20 protein-coding genes are annotated in these 21,323 nt (G+C 69.5%); 7 read left to right on the top strand and 13 right to left on the bottom strand.

Features of this window, described 5'->3' with window-relative positions; all coding sequences use genetic code 11:
- Positions 1–105 precede the first annotated feature (105 nt).
- The 3 genes from G6N14_RS17940 to G6N14_RS17930 all read left to right on the top strand — a co-directional run bounded on the left by G6N14_RS17940 (position 106) and on the right by G6N14_RS17930 (position 2,479).
- Positions 106–1,548 carry a CCA tRNA nucleotidyltransferase gene (locus G6N14_RS17940; protein ID WP_085136132.1) on the top strand — a complete coding sequence of 481 codons (1,443 nt, stop codon included), beginning with the start codon at positions 106–108 and terminating at the stop codon, positions 1,546–1,548.
- Positions 1,549–1,572: 24 nt separating this feature from the next.
- Positions 1,573–2,103, top strand: a complete 531-nt coding sequence (locus G6N14_RS17935) for a pullulanase (RefSeq protein ID WP_085136133.1) — start codon at positions 1,573–1,575, stop codon at positions 2,101–2,103.
- A gap of 172 nt (positions 2,104–2,275) precedes the next feature.
- On the top strand, positions 2,276–2,479 hold the full coding sequence (locus tag G6N14_RS17930; protein ID WP_133054921.1) for a hypothetical protein: 204 nt from the start codon (positions 2,276–2,278) through the stop codon (positions 2,477–2,479).
- A gap of 172 nt (positions 2,480–2,651) precedes the next feature.
- On the opposite strand, the gene G6N14_RS17925 is transcribed toward G6N14_RS17930, so the two are convergent.
- Entirely contained in the window at positions 2,652–3,425 is a 774-nt protein-coding gene (locus tag G6N14_RS17925) for a TIGR03084 family metal-binding protein (protein ID WP_085136135.1), read from the bottom strand.
- Positions 3,412–4,719 (bottom strand): MFS transporter, encoded by a 1,308-nt coding sequence (locus G6N14_RS17920; RefSeq protein WP_085136136.1) that lies wholly within the window; start codon positions 4,717–4,719, stop codon positions 3,412–3,414. The genes G6N14_RS17925 and G6N14_RS17920 overlap by 14 nt, the downstream gene beginning before the upstream one ends.
- 124 nt (positions 4,720–4,843) lie before the next feature.
- Between G6N14_RS17920 and G6N14_RS17915 the strand changes: the two genes are divergently transcribed.
- On the top strand, positions 4,844–5,458 hold the full coding sequence (locus G6N14_RS17915) for a YqgE/AlgH family protein (RefSeq protein ID WP_085136137.1): 615 nt from the start codon (positions 4,844–4,846) through the stop codon (positions 5,456–5,458).
- Between the two features lie 19 nt (positions 5,459–5,477).
- Here the strand turns inward: G6N14_RS17915 and G6N14_RS17910 are convergent, their stop codons facing one another.
- On the bottom strand, positions 5,478–5,912 hold the full coding sequence (locus G6N14_RS17910) for a hypothetical protein (RefSeq protein ID WP_085136138.1): 435 nt from the start codon (positions 5,910–5,912) through the stop codon (positions 5,478–5,480).
- A 23-nt stretch (positions 5,913–5,935) separates the two neighbouring features.
- Positions 5,936–6,898, bottom strand: a complete 963-nt coding sequence (locus G6N14_RS17905; RefSeq protein ID WP_085136139.1) for an LpqN/LpqT family lipoprotein — start codon at positions 6,896–6,898, stop codon at positions 5,936–5,938.
- A 185-nt stretch (positions 6,899–7,083) separates the two neighbouring features.
- Between G6N14_RS17905 and leuS the strand changes: the two genes are divergently transcribed.
- The gene (leuS, locus tag G6N14_RS17900) at positions 7,084–9,969 is read left to right on the top strand and encodes a leucine--tRNA ligase (RefSeq protein WP_085136140.1); all 2,886 of its coding nucleotides are present in this window, start codon (positions 7,084–7,086) and stop codon (positions 9,967–9,969) included.
- Positions 9,970–9,980: 11 nt separating this feature from the next.
- On the opposite strand, the gene G6N14_RS17895 is transcribed toward leuS, so the two are convergent.
- The 9 genes from G6N14_RS17895 to G6N14_RS17855 form a co-directional block, all read right to left on the bottom strand.
- Positions 9,981–10,646, bottom strand: coding sequence for an SDR family oxidoreductase (locus G6N14_RS17895; protein WP_085136141.1), 666 nt, complete (start codon positions 10,644–10,646; stop codon positions 9,981–9,983).
- The gene (locus G6N14_RS17890) at positions 10,646–11,158 is read right to left on the bottom strand and encodes a MarR family winged helix-turn-helix transcriptional regulator (RefSeq protein WP_085136142.1); all 513 of its coding nucleotides are present in this window, start codon (positions 11,156–11,158) and stop codon (positions 10,646–10,648) included. The genes G6N14_RS17895 and G6N14_RS17890 overlap by 1 nt, the downstream gene beginning before the upstream one ends.
- A gap of 57 nt (positions 11,159–11,215) precedes the next feature.
- Complete coding sequence (locus G6N14_RS17885) at positions 11,216–11,959, bottom strand: amino acid ABC transporter ATP-binding protein (protein ID WP_085136143.1); 744 nt, start codon at positions 11,957–11,959, stop codon at positions 11,216–11,218.
- The gene (locus G6N14_RS17880) at positions 11,956–13,740 is read right to left on the bottom strand and encodes an ABC transporter substrate-binding protein/permease (protein WP_085136144.1); all 1,785 of its coding nucleotides are present in this window, start codon (positions 13,738–13,740) and stop codon (positions 11,956–11,958) included. Before G6N14_RS17880 ends, G6N14_RS17885 begins: the two co-directional genes overlap by 4 nt.
- Positions 13,722–14,519, bottom strand: a complete 798-nt coding sequence (locus G6N14_RS17875; protein WP_085136145.1) for an LLM class F420-dependent oxidoreductase — start codon at positions 14,517–14,519, stop codon at positions 13,722–13,724. Before G6N14_RS17875 ends, G6N14_RS17880 begins: the two co-directional genes overlap by 19 nt.
- A gap of 67 nt (positions 14,520–14,586) precedes the next feature.
- Positions 14,587–15,471, bottom strand: a complete 885-nt coding sequence (locus tag G6N14_RS17870) for an Rv0045c family esterase (protein WP_085136146.1) — start codon at positions 15,469–15,471, stop codon at positions 14,587–14,589.
- A 25-nt stretch (positions 15,472–15,496) separates the two neighbouring features.
- A complete protein-coding gene (locus tag G6N14_RS17865; RefSeq protein ID WP_085136147.1) occupies positions 15,497–16,588 on the bottom strand; it encodes an inositol-3-phosphate synthase in 1,092 nt (363 codons plus the stop codon).
- Between the two features lie 65 nt (positions 16,589–16,653).
- Positions 16,654–17,196, bottom strand: coding sequence for a PadR family transcriptional regulator (locus G6N14_RS17860; protein WP_046318492.1), 543 nt, complete (start codon positions 17,194–17,196; stop codon positions 16,654–16,656).
- 125 nt (positions 17,197–17,321) lie between these two features.
- Positions 17,322–18,173, bottom strand: a complete 852-nt coding sequence (locus G6N14_RS17855) for a DUF1707 SHOCT-like domain-containing protein (RefSeq protein ID WP_085136148.1) — start codon at positions 18,171–18,173, stop codon at positions 17,322–17,324.
- 112 nt (positions 18,174–18,285) lie between these two features.
- Between G6N14_RS17855 and G6N14_RS17850 the strand changes: the two genes are divergently transcribed.
- On the top strand, positions 18,286–18,711 hold the full coding sequence (locus G6N14_RS17850) for a DUF5318 family protein (RefSeq protein WP_046318463.1): 426 nt from the start codon (positions 18,286–18,288) through the stop codon (positions 18,709–18,711).
- On the top strand, positions 18,704–21,169 hold the full coding sequence (locus G6N14_RS17845; RefSeq protein WP_085136149.1) for a transglycosylase domain-containing protein: 2,466 nt from the start codon (positions 18,704–18,706) through the stop codon (positions 21,167–21,169). Before G6N14_RS17850 ends, G6N14_RS17845 begins: the two co-directional genes overlap by 8 nt.
- Positions 21,170–21,323 lie beyond the last annotated feature (154 nt).

Raw genomic sequence — 21,323 nt, 5'->3', positions numbered from 1 at the left:
CTTCGCCCGGCTTCGCCGCGCTCGCGATCCCCGCGGGGTGCGTCGGGCGGGGACCCGCTTCGCCCGGCTTCGCCGCGCTCGCGATCCCCGCTAAGCTCACCGAACGTGCCTGACGCCCATCAAGACGCCGACCTGCTGACCAAGGCGGCCGTCGCGCTGAACCGGCACGCCGAATTGCTGCGCAGCCTCGGCGAGATGTTCTCTGCAGCCGGTCACCAGCTCTACCTGGTGGGGGGATCGGTCCGCGACGCACTGCTGGGCCGGCCGAGCCCGGACCTGGATTTCACCACCGACGCGCGGCCCGAACAGGTCCAGGGCATCCTGCGCGGCCCGTCCGACGCGATGTGGGACACCGGCATCGAGTTCGGCACCGTGGGCGCAGCCCTGCGGGGGCAGCGCGTGGAGATCACCACGTTCCGGGCCGACCAGTACGACCGGGTGTCCCGCAATCCCGAAGTGCGCTTCGGCGACTCGCTCGACGCCGACCTGGTGCGCCGCGACTTCACCGTCAATGCGATGGCGGTCCACATCACCCCGGCCGGACCGGGGGACTTCGTCGACCCGCTGGGCGGGCTGGCGGCGCTGCGCGACGGTGTGCTCGACACTCCGACCGCCCCAGAGGACTCCTTCGGCGACGACCCGCTACGCATGCTGCGGGCGGCCCGGTTCGTCTCCCAGCTCGGTTTCACGGTGGCACCGCGGGTACGCGCGGCGATCGAGGACATGGCGCCCGAGCTCGGCCGGATCACCCCGGAACGGGTCGCCGCGGAACTGGACAAGCTGCTGGTGGGCGCCGACCCGGCCGCCGGTGTGGACCTGATGGTGGCCAGCGGGATGGGCGACGTGGTACTGCCCGAAGTCGGCGCCATGCGGATGGCAATCGACGAGCACCACCAGCACAAAGACGTCTACCAGCATTCGCTGACCGTGCTGCGCCAGGCGATCGACCTCGAAGACGACGGCCCGGACCTGGTGCTGCGCTGGGCTGCGCTGCTGCACGACATCGGCAAACCGGCCACCCGTCGCCACGAAGCCGACGGCGGGGTCAGTTTCCATCACCACGAGGTGGTGGGCGCCAAAATGGTGCGCAAGCGGATGCGCGCCCTGCGCTACTCCAAACAGATGGTCGACGACGTCTCCCAGCTGGTCTACCTGCACCTGCGGTTCCACGGCTACGGCGACGGCAAGTGGACCGACTCGGCGGTGCGGCGCTACGTCACCGACGCGGGACCGCTGCTGGGCCGCCTGCACAAGCTGGTCCGGGCAGACTGCACCACCCGCAACAAGCGGCGCGCGGCGCGCCTGCAGGCCAGTTACGACCAGCTCGAGGAACGGATCGCCGTCCTGGCCGAGCAGGAGGACCTGCAGCGGGTCCGACCGGATCTGGACGGCAACGAGATCATGGCCCTGCTCGACATCCCCGCCGGGCCGCAGGTCGGCCGGGCGTGGAGCTATCTCAAGGAGCTGCGCCTCGAGCGCGGACCGCTGACCCGCGAGGAGGCCACGGCCGAACTGCTGGCCTGGTGGCAGACGCAGGGGAACCGCTAGCACCCCCGCCCCGTCTGAGCAGGTATGGACTACTGCCTGGGCGACGGGATGGGTTCGGCCACCATGTGGACCGGTCCGCCGGACCTCGATCTGGACGGCGACGGTCTGGCCGACGCCATCAGCCTCGACTTCGACGGGGACGGTCTGCGTGACGACGCGCTGGTCGATCTCGACGGCGACGGAGTAGCCGATCACCTGCTGCTGGATCTGGACGATGACGGCATCCCCGAGGCCTCTTTCGGCGACGACGGGTCGGGCACCTGGGGGCACGGCCTTACGGCGAGCTCGGCGGATCGCTCCGGTGGGCTGCGCTGGGTGGGCCTCGACGACGGCGAGCACACCGGCGGTCCGCTGGTGGATTTCGACGGCGACGGCCGCCTCAACGACCGCTTGCTCGACTTCGACGGCGACGGCCGGGCTGACCGGGTGCTGATCGGCGACGGCGCGGGCGGCTACGGCGCCGCCTATGTCGACACCGACGGCGACGGACGGTGGGACATCAAACTGACCGATACCGACGGCGACGGTGCCGCCGACGGCGCCGTGGTGCTGTAAGCGACCCCCGCGCACGAACCATTCGGCCCATTCGGCAAGGCCTTAGGGGTACCAGGCGTGCGGCGAAGCCAGGGATACGTGAGTAGGGCGACAGGCAGCCTCCGGTGCAGACCGACGGGGGAGGCAGCAGTGACGACAATGCCGACGCGCCCTGCGGGTGCGGGCAGTACTGGTGCTCGCGCCAACGGAGACGGCCATCAGCCCCGCGGCCGCGGCGCCGGCCACACCGCAGCGCGACTTCCTGTGGACCGATCGCTCCAGGGTCATCATTCCGGTGGACAACCAGCGCTACGCCGATCTGGCCGGCAAGTATCTCGAGGCGGCCGGCTTCCGTGCCGATCCCGCAGCGCCGATTGGGATCGTCAACGGTCGCTAACACCGTGGGCTCGACCACCTACCACATGATGGACAGCGCGGCCATCAACGGCCTTGAGGCGCTATGGAACTCGTTCCGCATGGCGGTGGACTTCACTCAATGGTGAGGCGGCGCCGCGCGCTCAGCGCCCGGCGCTGCGCCGATGGGCCCCGGCTCGCTTCGCGCTGCGCGCTCAGCGCCCGGCGCCGGGAGGCCCGGCGAAGGCTTGGGCGATCTCCAGCCAGCGCTGCGCGTCCTCGCCGTGCGCCGCGACATCCAGGTCGGCCAGCGCGCGCCGCTGGGTGACCAGCAGGCAGAAGTCCTCGGCGCGGCCGGTGACCCGCTGCTCGGCGTTGACCGGCCCCCAGGCCCACACCCCGCCCTCGGGGGCGTGTAGTTCCACGTGAAACGGTGCCGCCGGCGGAGTCAGGCCGTGCACGGTGAAGGCGAAGTCACGGGTGCGCACCCCCAGGTGCGCAATCGAGCGCAGTCGCGCCGTCGGGCGCCGCCGCACCCCCAGCGCATCGGCCACGTCCAGGCCGTGCGCCCAGGTCTCCATCAACCGGGCGGTGGCCATCGACGCGGCGCTCATCGGTGGGCCGAACCACGGCAACTTGCGGCCGTCGGCCACCCCCAGCAGCGCTTCGTGCAGCTGCGCACGCGTCGAGCGCCACTGCGCCAGCAGCTCGGCCGGCGGGAGCTGCGCCAGCGCGGCGGCACCGTCGTCGACGAAACCGGTCGGGTTGCGCAGGCCTTCGGTCAGCGCGTCGGCGAAGCGGGCCTCGTCGACAATCGCGGCCAGCGAATGCTGGTCGGTCCAGAGCAGGTGACCGATCTGATGGGCGATCGTCCAGCCGGGCGCCGGAGTGGGCGTAGCCCACTGGCTGTCGGTGAGGGGGGCCACCAGCGTGTCGAGCTCATCGCTTTCGGCACGCAGATCGGCGACGATCGGTTCAGTTTCGGCCATGTTCGTACCTTAGGCCCACCGGCTGGCGGCGGCGCCCGATGAACGCATGCCCGGCCAGGCCCGCCAGGTAGAGCAGGGTGCCGGCCACGATCAGCGACGGCGCCTGCCCGTCGGGGGGCATCACCGCCGCGGCGCCCGCCACGGCGATGATGAACGACACCCAGAACAGCGAGTCCTGGACGGCGAAGACATGGCCGCGCAGGGCGTCGTCGACGTCGATCTGCATGGCGGTGTCGGCGCACAGCTTGACCACCTGGCCGGCCATGCTGAGCAGGAATCCGCAGGCCACCAGCACCGGCAGGTACAGGCCGATGGCGGCGAACTGGATCACCGCGGCGGCCGCCAGGGCGCCGTTGGCGGTGGCGTAGCGGCCCCAGCGGTGCACCGCGGGTGGGGTCAGCACGGTGGCCAGAAACGAACCGGCGCCGGCCGCGGCAACGAACAGCGCCGTGGTGCCCAGGCCGGACACCGTGTGCTCGCCGACGTGCCGCACCAACACCAGTACCAGCAGGGTGTTGATGCCGAAGGCCATCCGGTGCGCGGCCAGCCCGGACAAGGTGGCGGCCACGGTCGGGCGGGCCGTCACCGTGCGGATGCCGTGCATCCAGCCCGTCGTCACCGCGTACAGCGCCGACCCGTGGACGGCGCGTTTGGTGTGCTCGGGGCCGAGCACGCGCGGACCGAACCGCAGCGTGAGCACCAGTGCGATCGCCACCGGGACGGCCACCGCCGCGATGATCGACGCCGCCCCGCGATCGTCGGCGCCCACCAGCCAGCGCGGCAGCAGCATAAAGTTGGCGCCCAGGAAGGCCGCTACCGCACCGGTCGCGATCGCCAGGGCGTTCATCGTCACGACCTGTTCGCGCGGCACCACGTGCGGCAGCGCCGCCGACAACCCGGAGGCGATGAAGCGGGTGAAACCGTTGGCGATCAGCGCCGCGCACAACACCGGAAGGTCACCGGCCCCGACGGCCAGCAGGGCCGCGATCCCGAGCACCAGCACCAGCCGGGCGACGTTGGCCACCACCAGCACCAGCCGCCGGTCCCAGCGGTCCAGCAGCGCGCCGGCGAAGGGCCCCAGAACCGAATACGGCAGGAACAGCACGGCGAAAGCGCCCGCGATCGCCCACGGCGAGGCCGCCCGGTCGGGGTTGAACAGCAGCGCACCGGCCAGCGCCGCCTGGAACAGGCCGTCGCCGAATTGGCTGGCCGCGCGCAGCGCCAGCAACCGGCGAAACTCCGGCAGGCCGCGCGTCGACCGCCACAGTGTGGCGGGAACGCGGGTATCTACCACAGAACCTCTTCCAGACACGGGCGGCGGCGCGGCAGCGGCCCCAACCAGACTACAAATATTGCGGTCGGGTCGATGTTCGGCACAGCACAGCACGAAGGACGGCCCCGGGTGCCATGATGGGAAAATGGCCCAATCCGAAGAACCCGAGGACGCCGAACAGTTCGTCGCGCCCGCTGCGCATCGGGTGCGGGCAGGCACGCTGCTGTTGGCCAATACGGACCTTCTCGAACCCACCTTCCGCCGCACCGTGATCTACGTGGTGGAGCACAACGACGGCGGCACGTTGGGTGTGGTGCTCAACCGCCCCAGCGAGACCGCCGTCTACAACGTGCTGCCGCAGTGGTCGGAGCTGGCGGCCAAACCCAAGACCATGTTCATCGGCGGCCCGGTCAAACGTGACGCCGCGTTGTGCCTGGGCTTGCTGCGGGTCGGCGCCGAACCCCATGACGCGCCGGGCCTGCGCCATGTCGACGGCCGGCTGGTGATGGTCGACCTCGACGCGGATCCCGAGACCATCGCGCCCTACGTGGAGGGCGTACGGATCTACGCCGGCTACGCCGGCTGGACCATCGGCCAGCTCGAGGGAGAGATCGAGCGCGACGACTGGATTGTGCTGTCGGCACTGCCCTCCGACGTGTTGGTACCACCGCGGGTGGACCTGTGGGGGCGGGCGCTGCGACGGCAACCGTGGCCCACCGCGTTATTGGCGACCCACCCGATCGACATCAGCCGCAACTGACACCCACCTCCCGGCCGGCTCAGCAGCAGCCGCAACCGCCGCCGCACCCGGAGGCCGGCTCCGGCGGCGCACCGGCCGAGCACCCGCAGCCCGCGCCGCAGCCGGTCTCCACGACCGGTGCGCTGTCTGCGCAGCCGCAGCCCGAGTCGCAGCAACCGCCGGCGTCCGCCGAGAGCCGCGCCGCGTAGCGGGCGCCCTGCCAGGCGCCGGCGGCCAGGGTCGCCAGCGCGCCGGTGATGGAGATGATCAGTGCCAGCAGGGCCATCGAGGCCGGGCCGGCCAGGACCAGCAGACCCCCGGCGCCCAGAATCACCCCGACGGCGATCTGGGCGGGCGCAACGGCCCGCAAAACCAGCTGTTCGGGATCACCGGTGAGCGGCCGCGCTAAGGTCCGCGCCCCGAACACCAGCGAGACAACCGCCGCAACCAGGCACAACACACCCATGATCAGCATGGGTCCACAATACGATCCGCTGGTCAGCCGGCGGTGCCCACCTGGTGGCGGATCGTGCCGGACTGCGCCGGGGCGGGCGGCGCGGCGGGCGGCGGGATGGTGCCCAGCTGGTGACGCACCGTGCCTGACTGCACCGGCGGGGCAGGCGCCGCGGGTGCCACGGGCGGCGGGGTGTCGCCGGGCAGCTCGACGCGGAAGCCGTTGACGATCCCGTCGGTGGCGGGGGCGATGCCGATGGCGCGTCCCGCGCCGGTCGTCACGGTCAGCGACACCAGATACGCGGCATCGCCGCTGGGCACGATCACATGGCGTCGTGAGGTGTTCAGCGTCAAGTCACCGTCGCGGTAGGTCCCCTCGATGATCGAGGCGGGGAAGCCGTTGAAGTCCTCCAGGGAGGCGTTGGTGGTCTGCCAGGCCATCAGCGACTGGCTGTCGACGAAGCCGTGGGTGATGGCTTCTTTGGGATCGAACTGGCCGTCCAGCCGGTACACCACGACCTGCGCATTGGGGGTGTAGAGCGATCCGCCGCGCCGGTCGGCGATCACCGCGAACGCGTCGGGCACATTGGGGTCGGGAACGTGGGTCCAGCCCGCGGGCATCGGCAGGGTGATGTTCAGCGCGCTGAAACCGGCGGCCTGTTGCGGTTCCAGCTGCACCTTCCTCGCCGCGAAGTAGTCCCGCAACGTGCCGGACGTGGCCGGCAGCAGGGCGCTCTGCGGGGCCGGCAGCAGGGCGCTCTGCGGGGCCGGCGCCGCGACGGCACCCGCGGTGGTGGGCATGCCCGACGGTGCGGGGGCCACCGGCCGCGGCGACGCCGGCAGCGGCACGGTCACCGGAGCCGACGCCGCGTGGGCGGGCGGCCCGTAGGGGGTCGACGGGGTCGGGACCAACGGATCGGCCGCGACGGTGGGAAGGCCGGCAAAGCCCGCCGCCATGACGGCGGTGCAGCCGAAAAGAAGTCGCCAGCGGTGCACGGTGTTCGTCATCTCCAGGGTCCTTCCGGGGCGGGCCGGGCAACGGTGCCTCCAAGCCGTGAGACGACGGTAGCCAGACGGCAACGGTGCTACCAGAGCCGCAACCGACCTGGAACGAAGCTCTCACCGGGTCGCAATCCAACTGATACCAAGCTGTGCCGAACGACCCCGGAAACCGTGCCCTTTACCCTGTTGAGGTGAACGAAGCCCCGACCGCCCAGGGACCCGGCGAACCCAGCGACCAGACACCCCCGCACCGCTACACCGCGGCGCTGGCCGGCCGGGTCGAAGACACCTGGCAGCAGCGGTGGGAACGGGAGGGGACCTTCAACGTCGCCAACCCGGTCGGCTCACTGGCACCCGCGGACGGCTCGGCGGTGCCCGCCGACAAGATGTTCGTCCAGGACATGTTTCCCTACCCGTCCGGCGACGGCTTGCACGTCGGGCACCCGCTCGGCTACATCGCCACCGACGTCTACGCCCGGTACTTCCGGATGACCGGGCACAACGTGCTGCACGCCCTGGGCTTCGACGCGTTCGGCCTGCCCGCCGAGCAGTACGCCGTGCAGACCGGCACGCACCCGCGGATCCGCACCGAGGCCAACATTGAGAACTTCCGCCGGCAACTGCGGCGCCTGGGACTCGGCCACGACAGCCGGCGCAGTTTCTCCACCACCGACGTCGACTTCTACAAGTGGACGCAGTGGATCTTCCTGCAGATCTACAACGCCTGGTTCGACACCAGCACGAACAAGGCCCGCCCGATCAGTGAGCTGATCGCCGAATTCGACTCCGGAGCACGCACCCTGGCCGACGGCCGGGACTGGGCAAGCCTGTCGGCCGGTGAGCGCGCAGACGTCATCGACGGTCACCGGCTCGTCTACCGCTCGGACTCGATGGTCAACTGGTGTCCCGGGCTGGGCACCGTGCTGGCCAACGAAGAAGTCACCGCCGACGGGCGCAGCGATCGCGGCAACTTCCCGGTCTTCCGGAAGCGCTTGCGGCAGTGGATGATGCGCATCACCGCCTACTCCGACCGACTGCTCGACGACCTGGACGTGCTGGACTGGCCGGAGAAGGTCAAGACCATGCAGCGCAACTGGATCGGACGCTCCACCGGCGCGGCGGCACTGTTCGGCGCCACCGCCACCGACGGCCAGGCGGTGGACATCGAGGTCTTCACCACCCGCCCCGACACTCTGTTCGGCGCCACCTATCTGGTGCTGGCACCCGAGCACGAGCTGGTCGACCGGCTGACCGTCGCCGAGTGGCCCGATGGGGTGGACCAGCGCTGGACCTTCGGTGCGGCCGACCCCGCCGCGGCCGTCGCCGACTACCGGAAGGCGATCGCGGCGAAGTCCGACCTGGAACGCCAGGAGAACAAGACCAAAACCGGTGTGTTCCTGGGCAGTTACGCCATCAACCCGGCCAACGGCCAACAGGTCCCGATCTTCATCGCCGACTATGTGCTGGCCGGCTACGGCACCGGCGCCATCATGGCGGTCCCCGGACACGACCAGCGGGACTGGGAGTTCGCCACCGAGTTCGGCCTGCCCATACTGGAAGTCATTGCCGGCGGCGATGTTTCGGAGTCGGCTTACGCCGGCGACGGCACCCTGGTCAACTCCGGCCCGCTGGACGGGATGACCGTCGACGAGGCCAAGAAGGCCATGACGCAGCGGCTGGAATCCGACGGCCGCGGGTGGGCGCGCATCGAATACAAGCTGCGTGACTGGCTTTTCGCTCGGCAGCGGTACTGGGGAGAGCCGTTCCCCATCGTCTACGACGACGACGGCCGTCCGCACGCCTTGGACTCGGCGGCGCTGCCGGTTGAGCTACCCGATGTGGGGGACTACTCGCCGGTGCTGTTCGACCCCGACGACGCCGACAGCGAGCCGTCGCCGCCGCTGGCCAAGGCAACCGACTGGGTGCATGTCGATCTGGACCTCGGCGACGGTCTGCGGCCTTACACCCGCGACACCAATGTGATGCCGCAGTGGGCCGGGAGTTCCTGGTACGAGCTGCGCTACACCGACCCGCACAACGCCGAACGATTCTGTGCGCCCGAGAACGAGGTCTACTGGATGGGGCCGCGGCCGGCCGAGCACGGCCCCGACGACCCGGGTGGGGTGGACCTCTACGTCGGTGGCGTCGAGCACGCGGTGCTGCATCTGCTGTATTCCCGGTTCTGGCACAAGGTGCTCTACGACCTCGGATACGTCAGCTCGCGCGAGCCCTACCGTCGGTTGGTCAACCAGGGCTACATCCAGGCCGCCGCCTACACCGACGCCCGCGGCACCTATGTGGCGGCCGCCGACGTGGTGGAGCGCGACGGCAAGTTCTACCTGCCGGGCGCCGACGGCGACACCGAGGTGTTCGCCGAGTTCGGCAAGATGGGCAAGAGCCTGAAGAACTCGGTGTCGCCCGACGAGATCTGCGACAGCTACGGCGCGGACACCCTGCGCGTCTACGAGATGTCGATGGGGCCGCTGGAGATGTCGCGTCCGTGGGCCACCAAGGACGTGGTCGGCGCGCACCGCTTCCTGCAGCGGGTGTGGCGGTTGGTGGTCGACGAGGAGACCGGTGACACCCGGGTGCTCGACGGCGAACCGGACCTCGAGACGCTGCGACTGTTGCACCGCACCATCCTCGGGGTGTCGGAAGACTATGCGGCACTGCGCAACAACACTGCGGCAGCCAAGCTGATCGAGTACACCAACCACTTGACCAAACAGCACCGCGACTCCGTTCCGCCGGCAGCCGTCGAACCGCTGGTGCTGATGCTCGCGCCGCTGGCGCCGCACCTGGCCGAGGAGCTGTGGCAGCGGCTGGGCCACGATTCCTCCCTGGCGCACGGACCGTTCCCGGCGGCCGACCCGGCCTATCTGGTGACCGACACCGTGGACTACCCGGTACAGGTCAACGGCAAGAAGCGAGGACTGGTCACGGTCGCGGCCGACGCGGACGCCGAGACGATCAAGGCCGCTGCCCTGGCCGACGAGAAGGTGCAGGCCTTCCTGTCCGGCGCTGAGGTGAAGAAGCTGATCGTGGTACCGGGCCGATTGGTCAACCTGGTGGTGTGAGCGGCCCTGCCTCAGCGCGGCCGGACCACCACTTCCTGTAGCTGGGCCTCGGCCGGGGTGCGCAGCGCGGCGGCCACCACTTCGGCGACGGTTTCGGGCCGCAGGAAGCGGCCCGCGTCGTACTCGCCGCCCTCATAGGCCACCAGGTCCTGCTGCATCTCGGTGTCTACCCGACCGGGGTAGACGGTGGTGACCCGCAGGGCAGGCTCGTCATTGCGCAGCGAATCCGCGAACGCCCGCAGCGCGAACTTGCTCGCCGAATACGACGCCATCCCCGCGGAAACCCGTTGTCCGGCGCCAGAGTTGATGAAGACCACCTGTCCGCGGGCCTGGCGCAGGGCGGGGAGCAGGGCCAGGGTCAGCGCCACGGCGCCGAACACGTTCACCTCGAAGGTGGCCCGCCACTCCTCGATGCAGGACTCCCCGGCCGCCCCGGGCAGCATCACCCCGGCGTTGTGCACCAGCACATCGAGCTCGTCGACGATCTCGGTGGCCGCCTCGATCTCCTCGGTGTCGGCGAGGTCCAGGGGCCAGGTCGTGGCGCCCAGGCGCTGGGCTACTGCGTCCAGCCGCTCAGACGGCCGGCCGGCCAGCAGCAGGGTGTGGGTGGGCGCCAGTGCGGCCGCGATCGCCGAACCGATACCACCGCCGGCGCCGGTGATCAGGGCCGTCGGCATCAACCGCAGTCCACCGGGCAGTCCGCGTCATCGGCGGGGGCCGCGTCGGCGAGGTCGCAGGTGGCCAGCCGCTCCAACGGCTCCAGCGCCCGGGTCAGCGTGTCCAGCTCCTCTTGGCTGAGCTTGTTCAGCATTGCCGCCAGGGCGGCGTGCCGGTTTGCCAGCGAATCGCGGTGACTCGCCAGCCCCTCCGGGGTGATGTCGACAAGGACCGCACGAAGGTCGGAGGGATCCCGGCTGCGCTTGACCAGCCCGATCTTCTCCAGCCGGCGGATCGCCACCGTCGTGGTGGGGGTACGGACGCGTTCGTGGGCGGCCAGCTCGGTCATCCGGATGGGTCCCCGGTCGAGCAGCGTGACCAGGATCGACAGCTGAGCCAGCGTCAGCTCGCCGGTCGGCGTGCCTCCGCTGATGTCCCCGCGCCGCAGTATCGCGAACAATCGGGACAGCGAACGGTGCAAGCTCTCCGCGACCGCCGTCACCTGCGGCGTATCGGCCGTGCTCTCCGTCATAGTTCGCCAGTCTAACGGGCCGCTTCTATTGGGGGAGACAGTCGCCGAAGTTTGCTGTCACAACACCTGAGACAAAAATTTCTGCAGCCGCTCGGTGGCCGGCTGGTCAAACATCTGATCGGGCGGGCCGGACTCGACCACCGTGCCCCGGTCCATGAAGACCACCGTGTCCGAGGCCGAGCGTGCGAAGCCCATCTCGTGGGTGACCACCACCATCGTCATGCCGTCGGCGCCCAGTTCGGCGATCAGCGCCAGAATCCCCTTGACCAATTCCGGGTCCAGCGCCGAGGTGGCCTCGTCGAACAACATCACCTGCGGCTCCATCGCCAGCGCACGGGCGATCGCCACCCGCTGCTGCTGGCCGCCGGAGAGCGCCGCCGGCCGGGCGCGGGCCTTGTTTCGCAACCCGACGCGATCCAGCAGTCCCAACGCGAGCTCGCGTGCGGCGTCGTCGGGCATGCTGCGCAGCTTGCGCGGCGCAAGGGTGATGTTGTCCAGCACGCTGCGGTGCGGGAACAGGTTGAAGTGCTGGAACACCATCCCGATCCGCTGGCGCAGTTGGTCGGGGTCGTCGTTGAGCACCGAACGGCCGCCCAGCAGGATATCGCCGGCGTGGGGTTCATGCAGCCGGTTCAAGGTGCGCAGCATCGTCGATTTGCCGGAACCGGACGGTCCGATCACCGCCGCGGTGGTGCCCGCCGGTACATCGAGGTCCACCCCGCGCAACACCTGATTCTTGCCGAAGGACAGCTGAATCCCTTTGGCAGCCAGCGACACCGGGTCTCGAGGGGTAGCCGTCACGTCATCTCCTGACTCGAGATCGCCGGGCGCAGCTCCACGGAGTCGTCGACGTCGGCGGGACGTCCGCGCCGCAACCGCTGATCGACGACGTTCACCAGATGCGTCAGCGGGATGGTCAGGGCCAGGTACAGCAGGCCCGCCGCCACCAGCGGAGACAGGCTGCCGGTCTGGGCGTTGTAGTCGCGGGCCACCTGGAACAGTTCCCGCTGACCGGCGACCAGGCCCAGGAAGTACAGCAGCGCCGAGGCTTTCAGCAGCGCGATGAACTGGTTGACCAGCGCTGGGAGCACCCGCCGGATCCCTTGCGGGATCACCACCAGCCGCATCGCGGCCGGGTAACCGAAGCCCAGCGCCCGCGAGGCCTCCAGCTGGCCGGACTCCACGCTCTGAATGCCCGAGCGCAGGATCTCCCCGATGTAGGCCGCGGCCGTCAGCCCCAGTGCCGCAATGCCCAGCGGGTAGGGATTGTTGTGCGTCAGTCCGCTCACCAGCGGCCCGACCGCCAAGCCGATCAGCAGGATGATCAAGACTTCGGGCAGGCCCCGGAAGATGTCGGTGTACACCCGGGCCGGCCAGCGCAGCCACCGGCTGCGCGAGATGCCTGCGACCGCCAGGCCCAGTCCGGCCACCAAGCCGATGGCGCCGCCGCTCACGGTCAGCAGCAAGGTGTTGGGCAGACCCGTCTTGATCAGCTCCGGCAGGGCGCGCCGGTACAGGTGCCAGTCGAAGAAGGAGTCACGAAGCTGCGCCAGTGTCGATTTGGGTGCATAGCTCTGGTCGGCCTCGGGCCGGTGATGCCGGGCCGCGATCGCGGCGAAGTCCGGCAGATGCGGCGTTGCGGCCGATTTCGACCCCGGTTGCCAGTCCGGCGGCAGGGGTCGCGGCACCCAGTCGGTGAAGAGCTGCGGCCAGGTGCCGTCGTCGATCACTGCGTCCAGACCGGCATTCAGGGCCGAGATCAGTGCCTGGTTTCGCTTGGCCACCGCGTAGGCCTCGAAGCCGGCCGGAGTGAAGGTGTAGCCGATGATCTGTGCCGGGTCGCCGGGCTTGAGCAGGTTCAGCGCGGTCAGCGACGGCGCCACCCACGCGTCGACCTGGCGGCTTTTCAGGCTGGCGTACAGCGTGATCGAGTCAGGGAAGCGCACCGGTTGGAATTCGAGGGTGTCGACCACGTAGGCGTCTTCCACGGTGCCCTGAACCACGGCGATCCGCTGACCGCGGGCCACGGCGTCAAAGCCGGTGATGCCGGAGCCGGCCGGGACCACCAGCGCCATGTAGCCGAAGTCGTAGCCGTTGGTGAAGCCCACCATGCGGCGGCGTTCCTCGGTGGCGTTGATCGAGGCCGAACCGACGTCGAACCGGCCGGACTCCACCTGGGCGAGCAGACCGAAGAAGTCGGTGCCGACGAATTGGATTCGCAGGCCCAGCTTTTTGGCGATGGCCCGCAACAGCTCGTTGTCGAACCCGCTGTAGCGGCCGGTGGCGGTGATGCAGTTGGTCGGCGGGCTTTCGGTCAGGGTGCCGACCGTCAGCACACCGGGGGTGCCCAGCCCCAGCTTGCTCACGTCGATCGAGCTCAGCGGCTCGACGCCGGCGGTGGTGTATTTGTCCTCGCGCGGCCGCTTGGCGTTGGCGAGGTTGCCCGGCAAGGCGACGGCGGCCTCTTGCCCGGGCGGGGTGCACAGATCCGGCCTGGCACCGGCCGGTGGCGCCGCGGCCATACCGGCCACGATCGCCCAGGTGGCGAAGAGCGCCGCCAGCCTCAGCGCTGGTCGCGCCATCGACACAGCGCCTCGGCGGCGCCCAGGTCGTAGTCGGGGCCGCTGCTGCCGATGGTCAACAGGCTCACTCCCAGTGCCGTCAACGCGTCGGCCTCGGCGAGCACGTCGCTGATGGGGGAGCGCCCGGTCTCGCCGCCGACCGCCGCGGAGTGTTCGATCTCGCCGGGGTCACGCCCGACGGCGGCGCAGTGCTGGGCCAGAACCTGCGCCTTGTGCGGATAGCTGTCGGCGTCGGCGAAGCTGTGCCACATGTCGGCGTACTCGGCGACCAGGCGCAGCGTCTTGCGTTCGCCGCCGCCCCCGATCAGTGTCGGGATCGCGCGGGTGGGTGGCGGATTGAGCTGAGCCAGGCGGGTTTTGATGAGCGGCAGTGCGTCCGCGAGGTCATCGAGCCGGCTGCCCGCGGTACCGAACTCGTAGCCGTACTCGCGGTAGTCCCGAAGCTTCCACCCCGCGCCGATACCCAGGATGAGCCGGCCCCCGCCGATGTGGTCGACGGTGCGGGCCATGTCGGCCAGCAGTTGCGGGTTGCGGTAGGAGTTGCAGGACACCAGGGCACCGATCTCGATGCGGGAGGTCTGTTCGGCCCAGGCGGCCAGCATCGTCCAGCACTCGAAGTGCGGACCGTCGCGGTCGCCGTACAGCGGGAAGAAGTGGTCCCAGTTGAAGGCGATGTCGACGCCGATGTCTTCGCATCGCCGGACAGCGTCACGGATCGCGCCGTAATGCGGCGCGTGTTGCGGCTGTATTTGCACCCCGATGCGGATGGGTCGGGCCATCTGGTCACCTTATCCCCGGAATCGATGGGTCGTTCGGCGGTTGCGGCCGGCTCCGCCCCCGCCGGTGTCAGGCAAGGGTGGTGCGCAGCAGCTCGACCAGGACCCGCGGCCGATCGCTCTGCACCGAGTGCCCGGCGCCGGAGACCACGTGGGCGGTCAGGCCCGGCGAACGCTGGGCGTACTCGGCGACGTCCGCGGCGGTGACGAACGCCGAGTCCCCGCCGCGGATCAACGTGGTGGGGGCGGTGATCGCCGAGACATCGGTCCACAGCTCGGTGAAGTCGCCGACGGAGCGCATCGTGTCGTAGCGCCACGTCCAGCTGCCGTCCGGCAGCCGGCGGGTGTTGTGCAGCAGCCCGCGCCGCAACGACTCGGCATCCCGGTGCGGCGCCGCGGCTTTGGTGACGGCCAGCAGCGAGGCGAAATCCGGGAAGCTCCGTTCCCCTTGGGCCAATGCGACCGTCCCGCGCTGTGCGGCACTCATGTCGGCATGGCGTTGCAACGCCGAGGGCGTGACATCCACGATCGCCAACCGCCGCACCAGCTCCGGCGCGGTGGCCGCCAACCGAATAGCGGTCAACCCGCCCAGTGACATACCGACCACCAGCTCGGCATCCGGTGCCAGCTCGTGCAGTACCGGGGCCAGCGTGGCGGCGTTGCGCTGCGGCGAATAGTCGCCGTCGTCGCGCCACGCTGAGCGGCCGTGTCCCGGCAGATCCACCGCCAGCGCGGGCTCCCCGAGGCCCAGGATGACGGTGTCCCAGGTGTGCGCGTTCTGCGCGCCGCCATGCAGGAACACCACCCGCGGCCGGGCCGCCCCCCACCGCAGTGCGCTGATCTCCCCGGTGTCGATGCGTTCTACCACCGGTAAGGGCCCGGTGAGACCGGCCTGCTCGGCATTGCCGCGCAACAGCGCGAACTCCGAGAGGCCGGCCAGCTCGTCGTCAGTCATTTCCCCCCCGCGGCGAGTGCGTGATCTAGCCGACGATGAATTCTTCCAGTTCGGCGCGCGCGACGTCGTCGGGCAGCTGCTTGGGCGGGCTCTTCATCAGGTAGGCCGAGGCGGGGATGATCGGGCCGCCGATGCCGCGGTCCTTGGCGATCTTGGCGGCGCGCACCGCGTCGATGATGATGCCGGCCGAGTTCGGCGAGTCCCACACCTCGAGCTTGTACTCCAGGTTCAGCGGTGCGTCACCGAAAGCGCGGCCCTCCAGCCGGACGTAGGCCCACTTGCGGTCGTCGAGCCAGGCCACGTGGTCGGACGGCCCGATGTGGACGTTCTTGTCGTCGATCTTGCCGGCCAGCGAGCCGGTCAGGTTCGACGTCACAGCCTGGGTCTTGGACACCTTCTTGGATTCCAGACGCTCGCGCTCGAGCATGTTCTTGAAGTCCATGTTGCCGCCCACGTTGAGCTGGTAGGTGCGGTCCAGGGTGACCCCGCGGTCTTCGAACAGCTTGGCCATCACGCGGTGGGTGATGGTCGCGCCCACCTGGCTCTTGATGTCGTCGCCCACGATCGGCACGCCCGCGTCGGCGAACTTCTTGGCCCAGACCGGGTCGGAGGCGATGAAGACCGGCAGCGCGTTGACGAACGCCACGCCGGCGTCGATGGCGCACTGAGCGTAGAACTTGTCGGCCTCGTCCGAGCCGACCGGCAGGTAGGAGACCAGCACGTCGACCTTGGCCTCGCGCAGCGCCGCCACCACGTCCACGGCCTCGGCGTCGGAGACCTCAATGGTCTCGGCGTAGTACTTGCCGATGCCGTCGAGGGTCGGGCCGCGCTGCACGATGACGTTGGTCGGCGGTACGTCGGCGATCTTGATGGTGTTGTTCTCCGAGGCGAAGATGGCCTCGGACAGGTCGAAGCCGACCTTCTTGGCGTCCACGTCGAACGCGGCGACGAACTTCACATCGCGGACGTGGTACGGGCCGAAGCGCACGTGCATCAGGCCGGGGACCGTGGAGGTGTCATCGGCGTTCTGGTAGTACTGGACGCCCTGGACCAGCGAGGACGCGCAGTTACCAACGCCGACAATGGCGACCCGCACATCCGTCGTTTGCTCAGTCATTTCGACGCTCTCCTTTATCTGCTGACGTGCTGTGTTGTGGTTCCCCGAGGTCCGCGTCCGGCGGATCAGGGTTGTTCGGCCCGGCCCTGCGACACGCGTTCGGCCGCGATCAGCTCGTTGAGCCACTTGACCTCCCGCTCGCTGGACTCCAGTCCGAGCTGGTGCAGCTGACGGGTGTAGCGATCCAACGAGTTGCTGGCCCGTGCTACCGCGTTGCGCAGGCCTTCCCGGCGTTCTTCCACCTGCCGGCGGCGGCCTTCGAGAATCCGCATCCGAGCCTCGGCGGGGGTGCGGTTGAAGAACGCCAGGTGGACTCCGAAGCCGTCGTCGGTGTAGTTCTGCGGGCCGGTGTCGGACACCAACTCGTTGAACCGCTGACGGCCGGCGTCGGTCAGCCGGTACACCCGGCGGGCCCGGCGCACCGGGGTTCCCGTCGGCGCGGCGTCTTCGGCGATCACCCCGGCGGCCTGCATCCGCCGCAGCGCGGGATACAGCGAGCCGTAGGAGAACGCCCGGAACGCACCCAGCAGACCGGTCAACCGTTTCCGCAGTTCGTAGCCGTGCATCGGAGACTCGAGCAGCAAGCCCAAGATGGCAAGCTCCAGCACTCCGATCACCTCCTGAGATGGCGTAGCTACGACCGTTCGACGGTTCGCGCAATAGTATCGCGTCGATATAACCAAACCCAAGTGGCTACCGGCAGCCTGCTCGTCAGCCCTGGGAAACGGGCAGATCAGGACGGGTAATTGATGCGCTTGATGGTGCCGTCGCCGGCGAAGGCGATGTAGCCGCTGCCGTAGTCGCTGGAGATGTAGACCGACAGGGCCAGCGCCCCCGGCGTCGTCGGGTCCCGGGCCGGATCGACGATCAGATAGGTGCTTTTCACATCGGCCGGCTTGATGCCGAGGGTTTCAGCGCCCCCGCGCAGAATCCCGACCGCGGCCTTGGCGTCGAAGGCGCTCACATCGACCAGAACGTCGTCGGTGCCCTTGGACGTGGTGGACGGGTCGTCCCAGCCGCCCCGGTAGAGGTAGTCCAGTTTGCGGCGCTCTTCGGTCGGATCGGGCCGCTCGAAAGATGCGTAGTCCGGATAGATCACCAGCCGGTAGCCCATGGTGTCGCCGAACTTCTGGCGGGCCTGCTCCAGCAGGCCGGTGAGCCCCCCGAGCGACTGCAGCTGCCGTGGTGGAGTCAGCACCACCGGCGCGACGCCGTCCGGCTTGGCGCCCGGGTCGGAGGTGAAGTTCAGCGGCGAGCTGGTATTCCCGTACAGCGCCCAGCCCAGGACCATCCCGACCAGCAGCGCGCCGGCCAGTGCGCCCAGCGCCTTGACCGCGGCACCGTGCTCGGCGAACTTCGACGGGGCGTGCAGGGTGGGCAACTTGACCGGCGCGGCTTGGGCCTGCAGGTCGCTGACCAGGGCGTAAAGGTCGCCCAGGGTCACGGCCCGCGTTGCCGTGCGGATCCGTTCCTGATGCTCGGCGCTGGAAAGCTGTCCATCGGCGAGGGCGCTGTCCAGGATTCGACAGACGTCTTCGCGGTCACTGTCTTTGGCTCGGGTGCCTGCGGTCTGTCGCGTTGCCACGGCGACGATAGTAAAAGAATCGTGCCCCGCGGTGATCGCGAATCCGCCGGTTGTGACCGGTTAGGGGCGTTGATCGCCACGGCCCGTGAGCACCCGACGTACTCTGGTCAGCGTGCGATTGCAGCGACAGATAGTGGACTACGCGCTCCGGCGCCGTTCCCTGCTGGCCGAGGTCTATTCCGGGCGCACCGGGGTCTCCGAAGTCTGTGACGCCAACCCGTATCTGCTGCGGGCCGCGAAGTACCACGGCAAGCAGAGCGCGGTGGTCTGTCCCATCTGCCGCAAAGAGCAGCTCACGCTGGTGTCGTGGGTCTACGGCGATCATCTCGGCCCGGTCTCCGGTTCGGCGCGCTCGGCCGAGGAATTGGTGTTGTTGGCCACCCGTTACCCGGAGTTCTCGGTGCACGTGGTCGAGGTCTGCCGCACCTGCAGCTGGAATCATCTGGTGAAGTCCTACGTGCTGGGCATCGCCCGCCCGCCCAAGGGATCGCGCGGTCGGCGCACGGCACGCGGCGGAGCCCGTACCGCCAGTGAGTAGGCATTACGACGACGGGTCCGACCCTGGCTCGGCCCAGTCCTGGAACGCTGGCGACCGACGCCCAGCGGCGGAGCCCGATGATCGGCAGACCACGATCATCCCCGCCGTCGACGACGCGGTGACTGCCGACCTGCGGGATCCGATCGACGCCGTCAAGGCGGCCCTGGACGGAGCGGCGCCGCAACGCGAGCCTGCGCTGAGCGCACGGATCCCGCGGCGCGAGCCGCCGCCGGCCACGCCGGCCGCGCCGCCCCCGCGGCGTCCCGAGCCGTCCGGTCATGCCGCCCGGCCCGCTGGACCCACTCCCCTGGAGTGGCTGCGGCGGCACCCGCCGAACTGGAGGTGGATCCGCCGCGGCTGCTATGTCGCCGTAGCGGTGATGCTGCTGCTACCCATGGTCACCTTCGGGATGGCCTACTCGATCACCGATGTGCCCTCGCCGGGCGACATCCGGACCAACCAGGTCTCGACGATCCTGGCCAGTGACGGATCCGAGCTCGCCAAGATCGTGCCGCCGGAAGGCAATCGCGTCGATATCGATATCTCCCAGGTGCCGGTGTACGTGCGTAACGCGGTGCTGGCCGCCGAGGATCGCGACTTCTACTCCAACCCCGGGTTCTCGGTGTCGGGATTCCTGCGCGCGATCAAGAACAACATCTTCGGCGGCGACACCCAGGGTGGATCGACGATCACCCAGCAGTACGTCAAAAACGCGCTGGTCGGATCCGAGCGCGCCGGTATGGGCGGATTGGTTCGCAAGGCCAAAGAACTGGTGATCGCCACCAAGATGTCCAGCGCGTGGCGCAAAGACGATGTGCTGCAGGCCTATCTGAACATCATCTACTTCGGGCGCGGCGCCTACGGGATCGCCGCGGCGACGCGGGCCTACTTCGACAAGCCCGTCGAGCAACTCGACATCGCAGAGGGCGCGCTGCTGGCCGCTCTGATCCAGCGTCCCTCGACCCTGGATCCCGCGGTGGATCCCGAAGGCGCCCTGGACCGGTGGAACTGGGTGCTCGACGGGATGGTGGAGACCGGCGCCCTCTCGGCCGCCGAACGTGCGGCACAGGAGTTCCCGGTCACGGTGTCCCCCGAGTTGGCCCGCGCGCAGAACATCACCACCGGGCCCAACGGGCTGATCCAGCGGCAGGTCACCCGGGAGTTGCTCGAGCTGTTCAACATCGACGAACAGACCCTCAACACCCAGGGCCTGCAGATCACCAGCACCATCGATCCCGAGGCGCAAAAAGCCGCCGAGGACGCGGTGGCCACCTACCTCAAAGACCAGATCCCCAACATGCGCTCCGCGGTCGTGTCCATCGACCCGCGTGACGGCGGGGTGCGCGCCTACTACGGGGGCTCGGATGCCACCGGGTTCGACTTCGCCCAGGCCGGGCTGCAGACCGGGTCGTCGTTCAAGGTGTTCGCGCTGGTGGCCGCGCTCGAGCAGGGCATCGGGCTGGGCTATCAGATCGACAGCTCCCCGCTGACGCTGGACAACGGGCGCACCAAGATCACCAACTCCGAGGGTGAGAGCTGCGGTGTCTGCAACATCGCCGAGGCGCTCAAGCGCTCGCTGAACACCGCCTACTACCGGCTGATGCTCAAGCTCAAGAACGGGGCGCAGGACGTCGCCGACGCGGCGCATCAGGCCGGCGTGGCCAAGAGCTTCCCGGGCGTGCCGCACACCCTGTCCCAGGACGGGGGACCGCCGGAAGGCGGTGTGGTGCTGGGCCAGTACCAAACCCGGGTGATCGACATGGCCTCCGCTTACGCGACCCTGGCGGCCTCGGGCGTCTATCACCCGCCGCACTTCGTGGAGAAGGTGGTCAGCGCGGACGGCCGGGTGCTCTTCGACGCGAAGAACGCCGAAGACACCGGCGAGCAGCGCATCCCCAAGGCGGTGGCCGACAACGTCACCGCGGCCATGCAGCCCATCGCCGCCTGGTCGCGTGGGCACAACCTGGCCGGCGGACGGCCGTCGGCGGCCAAGACCGGAACCACGCAGCTGGGCGACACCGGGGCCAACCGGGACGGCTGGATGGTCGGCTACACGCCGTCGCTGTCGACCGCGGTCTGGGTGGGCACCACCGGGGGAGACGAACCCCTGGTGAACCAGTGGGGCGGCCCGGTCTACGGCGCGAGCATTCCGGCCGACATCTGGAAGGCCACCATGGACGGTGCCCTGCAGGGCACCCCCAACGAGTCATTCCCCACGCCCACTGAGATCGGCGGTTACGCGGGCGTCCCGGCCGCGCCGCCGCCCCCGCCGCCGGTGGAGGACGGTCCGCCGCCGCCGACCGAAACCGTCATTCAGCCGACGATCGAGATCGCCCCGGGAATCACCATCCCGATCGGACCGCCCACCACGATCCAGGTCGCCCCGCCCGCGCCTGCGCCGGCGGCTTCCGAGCCGGGGGTCCCCCCGCCGGCCGAGCCCCCACCGCACGCGCCGTAGTGCGTTCGTGATCTGGATTCAACTCGACGTTGCCTGCACGCACGTAGGCTGGTCGCCATGCGACTGCAGCGACGCGGGGTGCGAAACGGGCTGCTGAGCACTTCGTCGTTCGGCGCGCCCGGTGACACCCGGCCAGGAATGGTGGAGGCCTGCC

Origin of the sequence: Mycolicibacter hiberniae (genome assembly GCF_010729485.1) — a bacterium.
GTDB classification, from domain to species: Bacteria; Actinomycetota; Actinomycetes; order Mycobacteriales; family Mycobacteriaceae; genus Mycobacterium; species Mycobacterium hiberniae.
This window is presented reverse-complemented; position numbering and strand designations above follow the sequence as displayed.

Bases quoted from the DNA above. Each gene is read 5' to 3' on its own strand.
- G6N14_RS17905 (WP_085136139.1), bottom strand. From the start codon at position 6,898: ATGACGAACACCGTGCACCGCTGGCGACTTCTTTTCGGCTGCACCGCC.
- G6N14_RS17865 (WP_085136147.1), bottom strand. From the start codon at position 16,588: ATGACTGAGCAAACGACGGATGTGCGGGTCGCCATTGTCGGCGTTGGT.
- G6N14_RS17890 (WP_085136142.1), bottom strand. From the start codon at position 11,158: ATGACGGAGAGCACGGCCGATACGCCGCAGGTGACGGCGGTCGCGGAG.
- G6N14_RS17910 (WP_085136138.1), bottom strand. From the start codon at position 5,912: ATGCTGATCATGGGTGTGTTGTGCCTGGTTGCGGCGGTTGTCTCGCTG.
- G6N14_RS17915 (WP_085136137.1), top strand. From the start codon at position 4,844: ATGGCCCAATCCGAAGAACCCGAGGACGCCGAACAGTTCGTCGCGCCC.
- G6N14_RS17870 (WP_085136146.1), bottom strand. From the start codon at position 15,471: ATGACTGACGACGAGCTGGCCGGCCTCTCGGAGTTCGCGCTGTTGCGC.
- G6N14_RS17875 (WP_085136145.1), bottom strand. From the start codon at position 14,519: ATGGCCCGACCCATCCGCATCGGGGTGCAAATACAGCCGCAACACGCG.
- G6N14_RS17935 (WP_085136133.1), top strand. From the start codon at position 1,573: ATGGACTACTGCCTGGGCGACGGGATGGGTTCGGCCACCATGTGGACC.
- G6N14_RS17880 (WP_085136144.1), bottom strand. From the start codon at position 13,740: ATGGCGCGACCAGCGCTGAGGCTGGCGGCGCTCTTCGCCACCTGGGCG.
- G6N14_RS17895 (WP_085136141.1), bottom strand. From the start codon at position 10,646: ATGCCGACGGCCCTGATCACCGGCGCCGGCGGTGGTATCGGTTCGGCG.
- G6N14_RS17925 (WP_085136135.1), bottom strand. From the start codon at position 3,425: ATGGCCGAAACTGAACCGATCGTCGCCGATCTGCGTGCCGAAAGCGAT.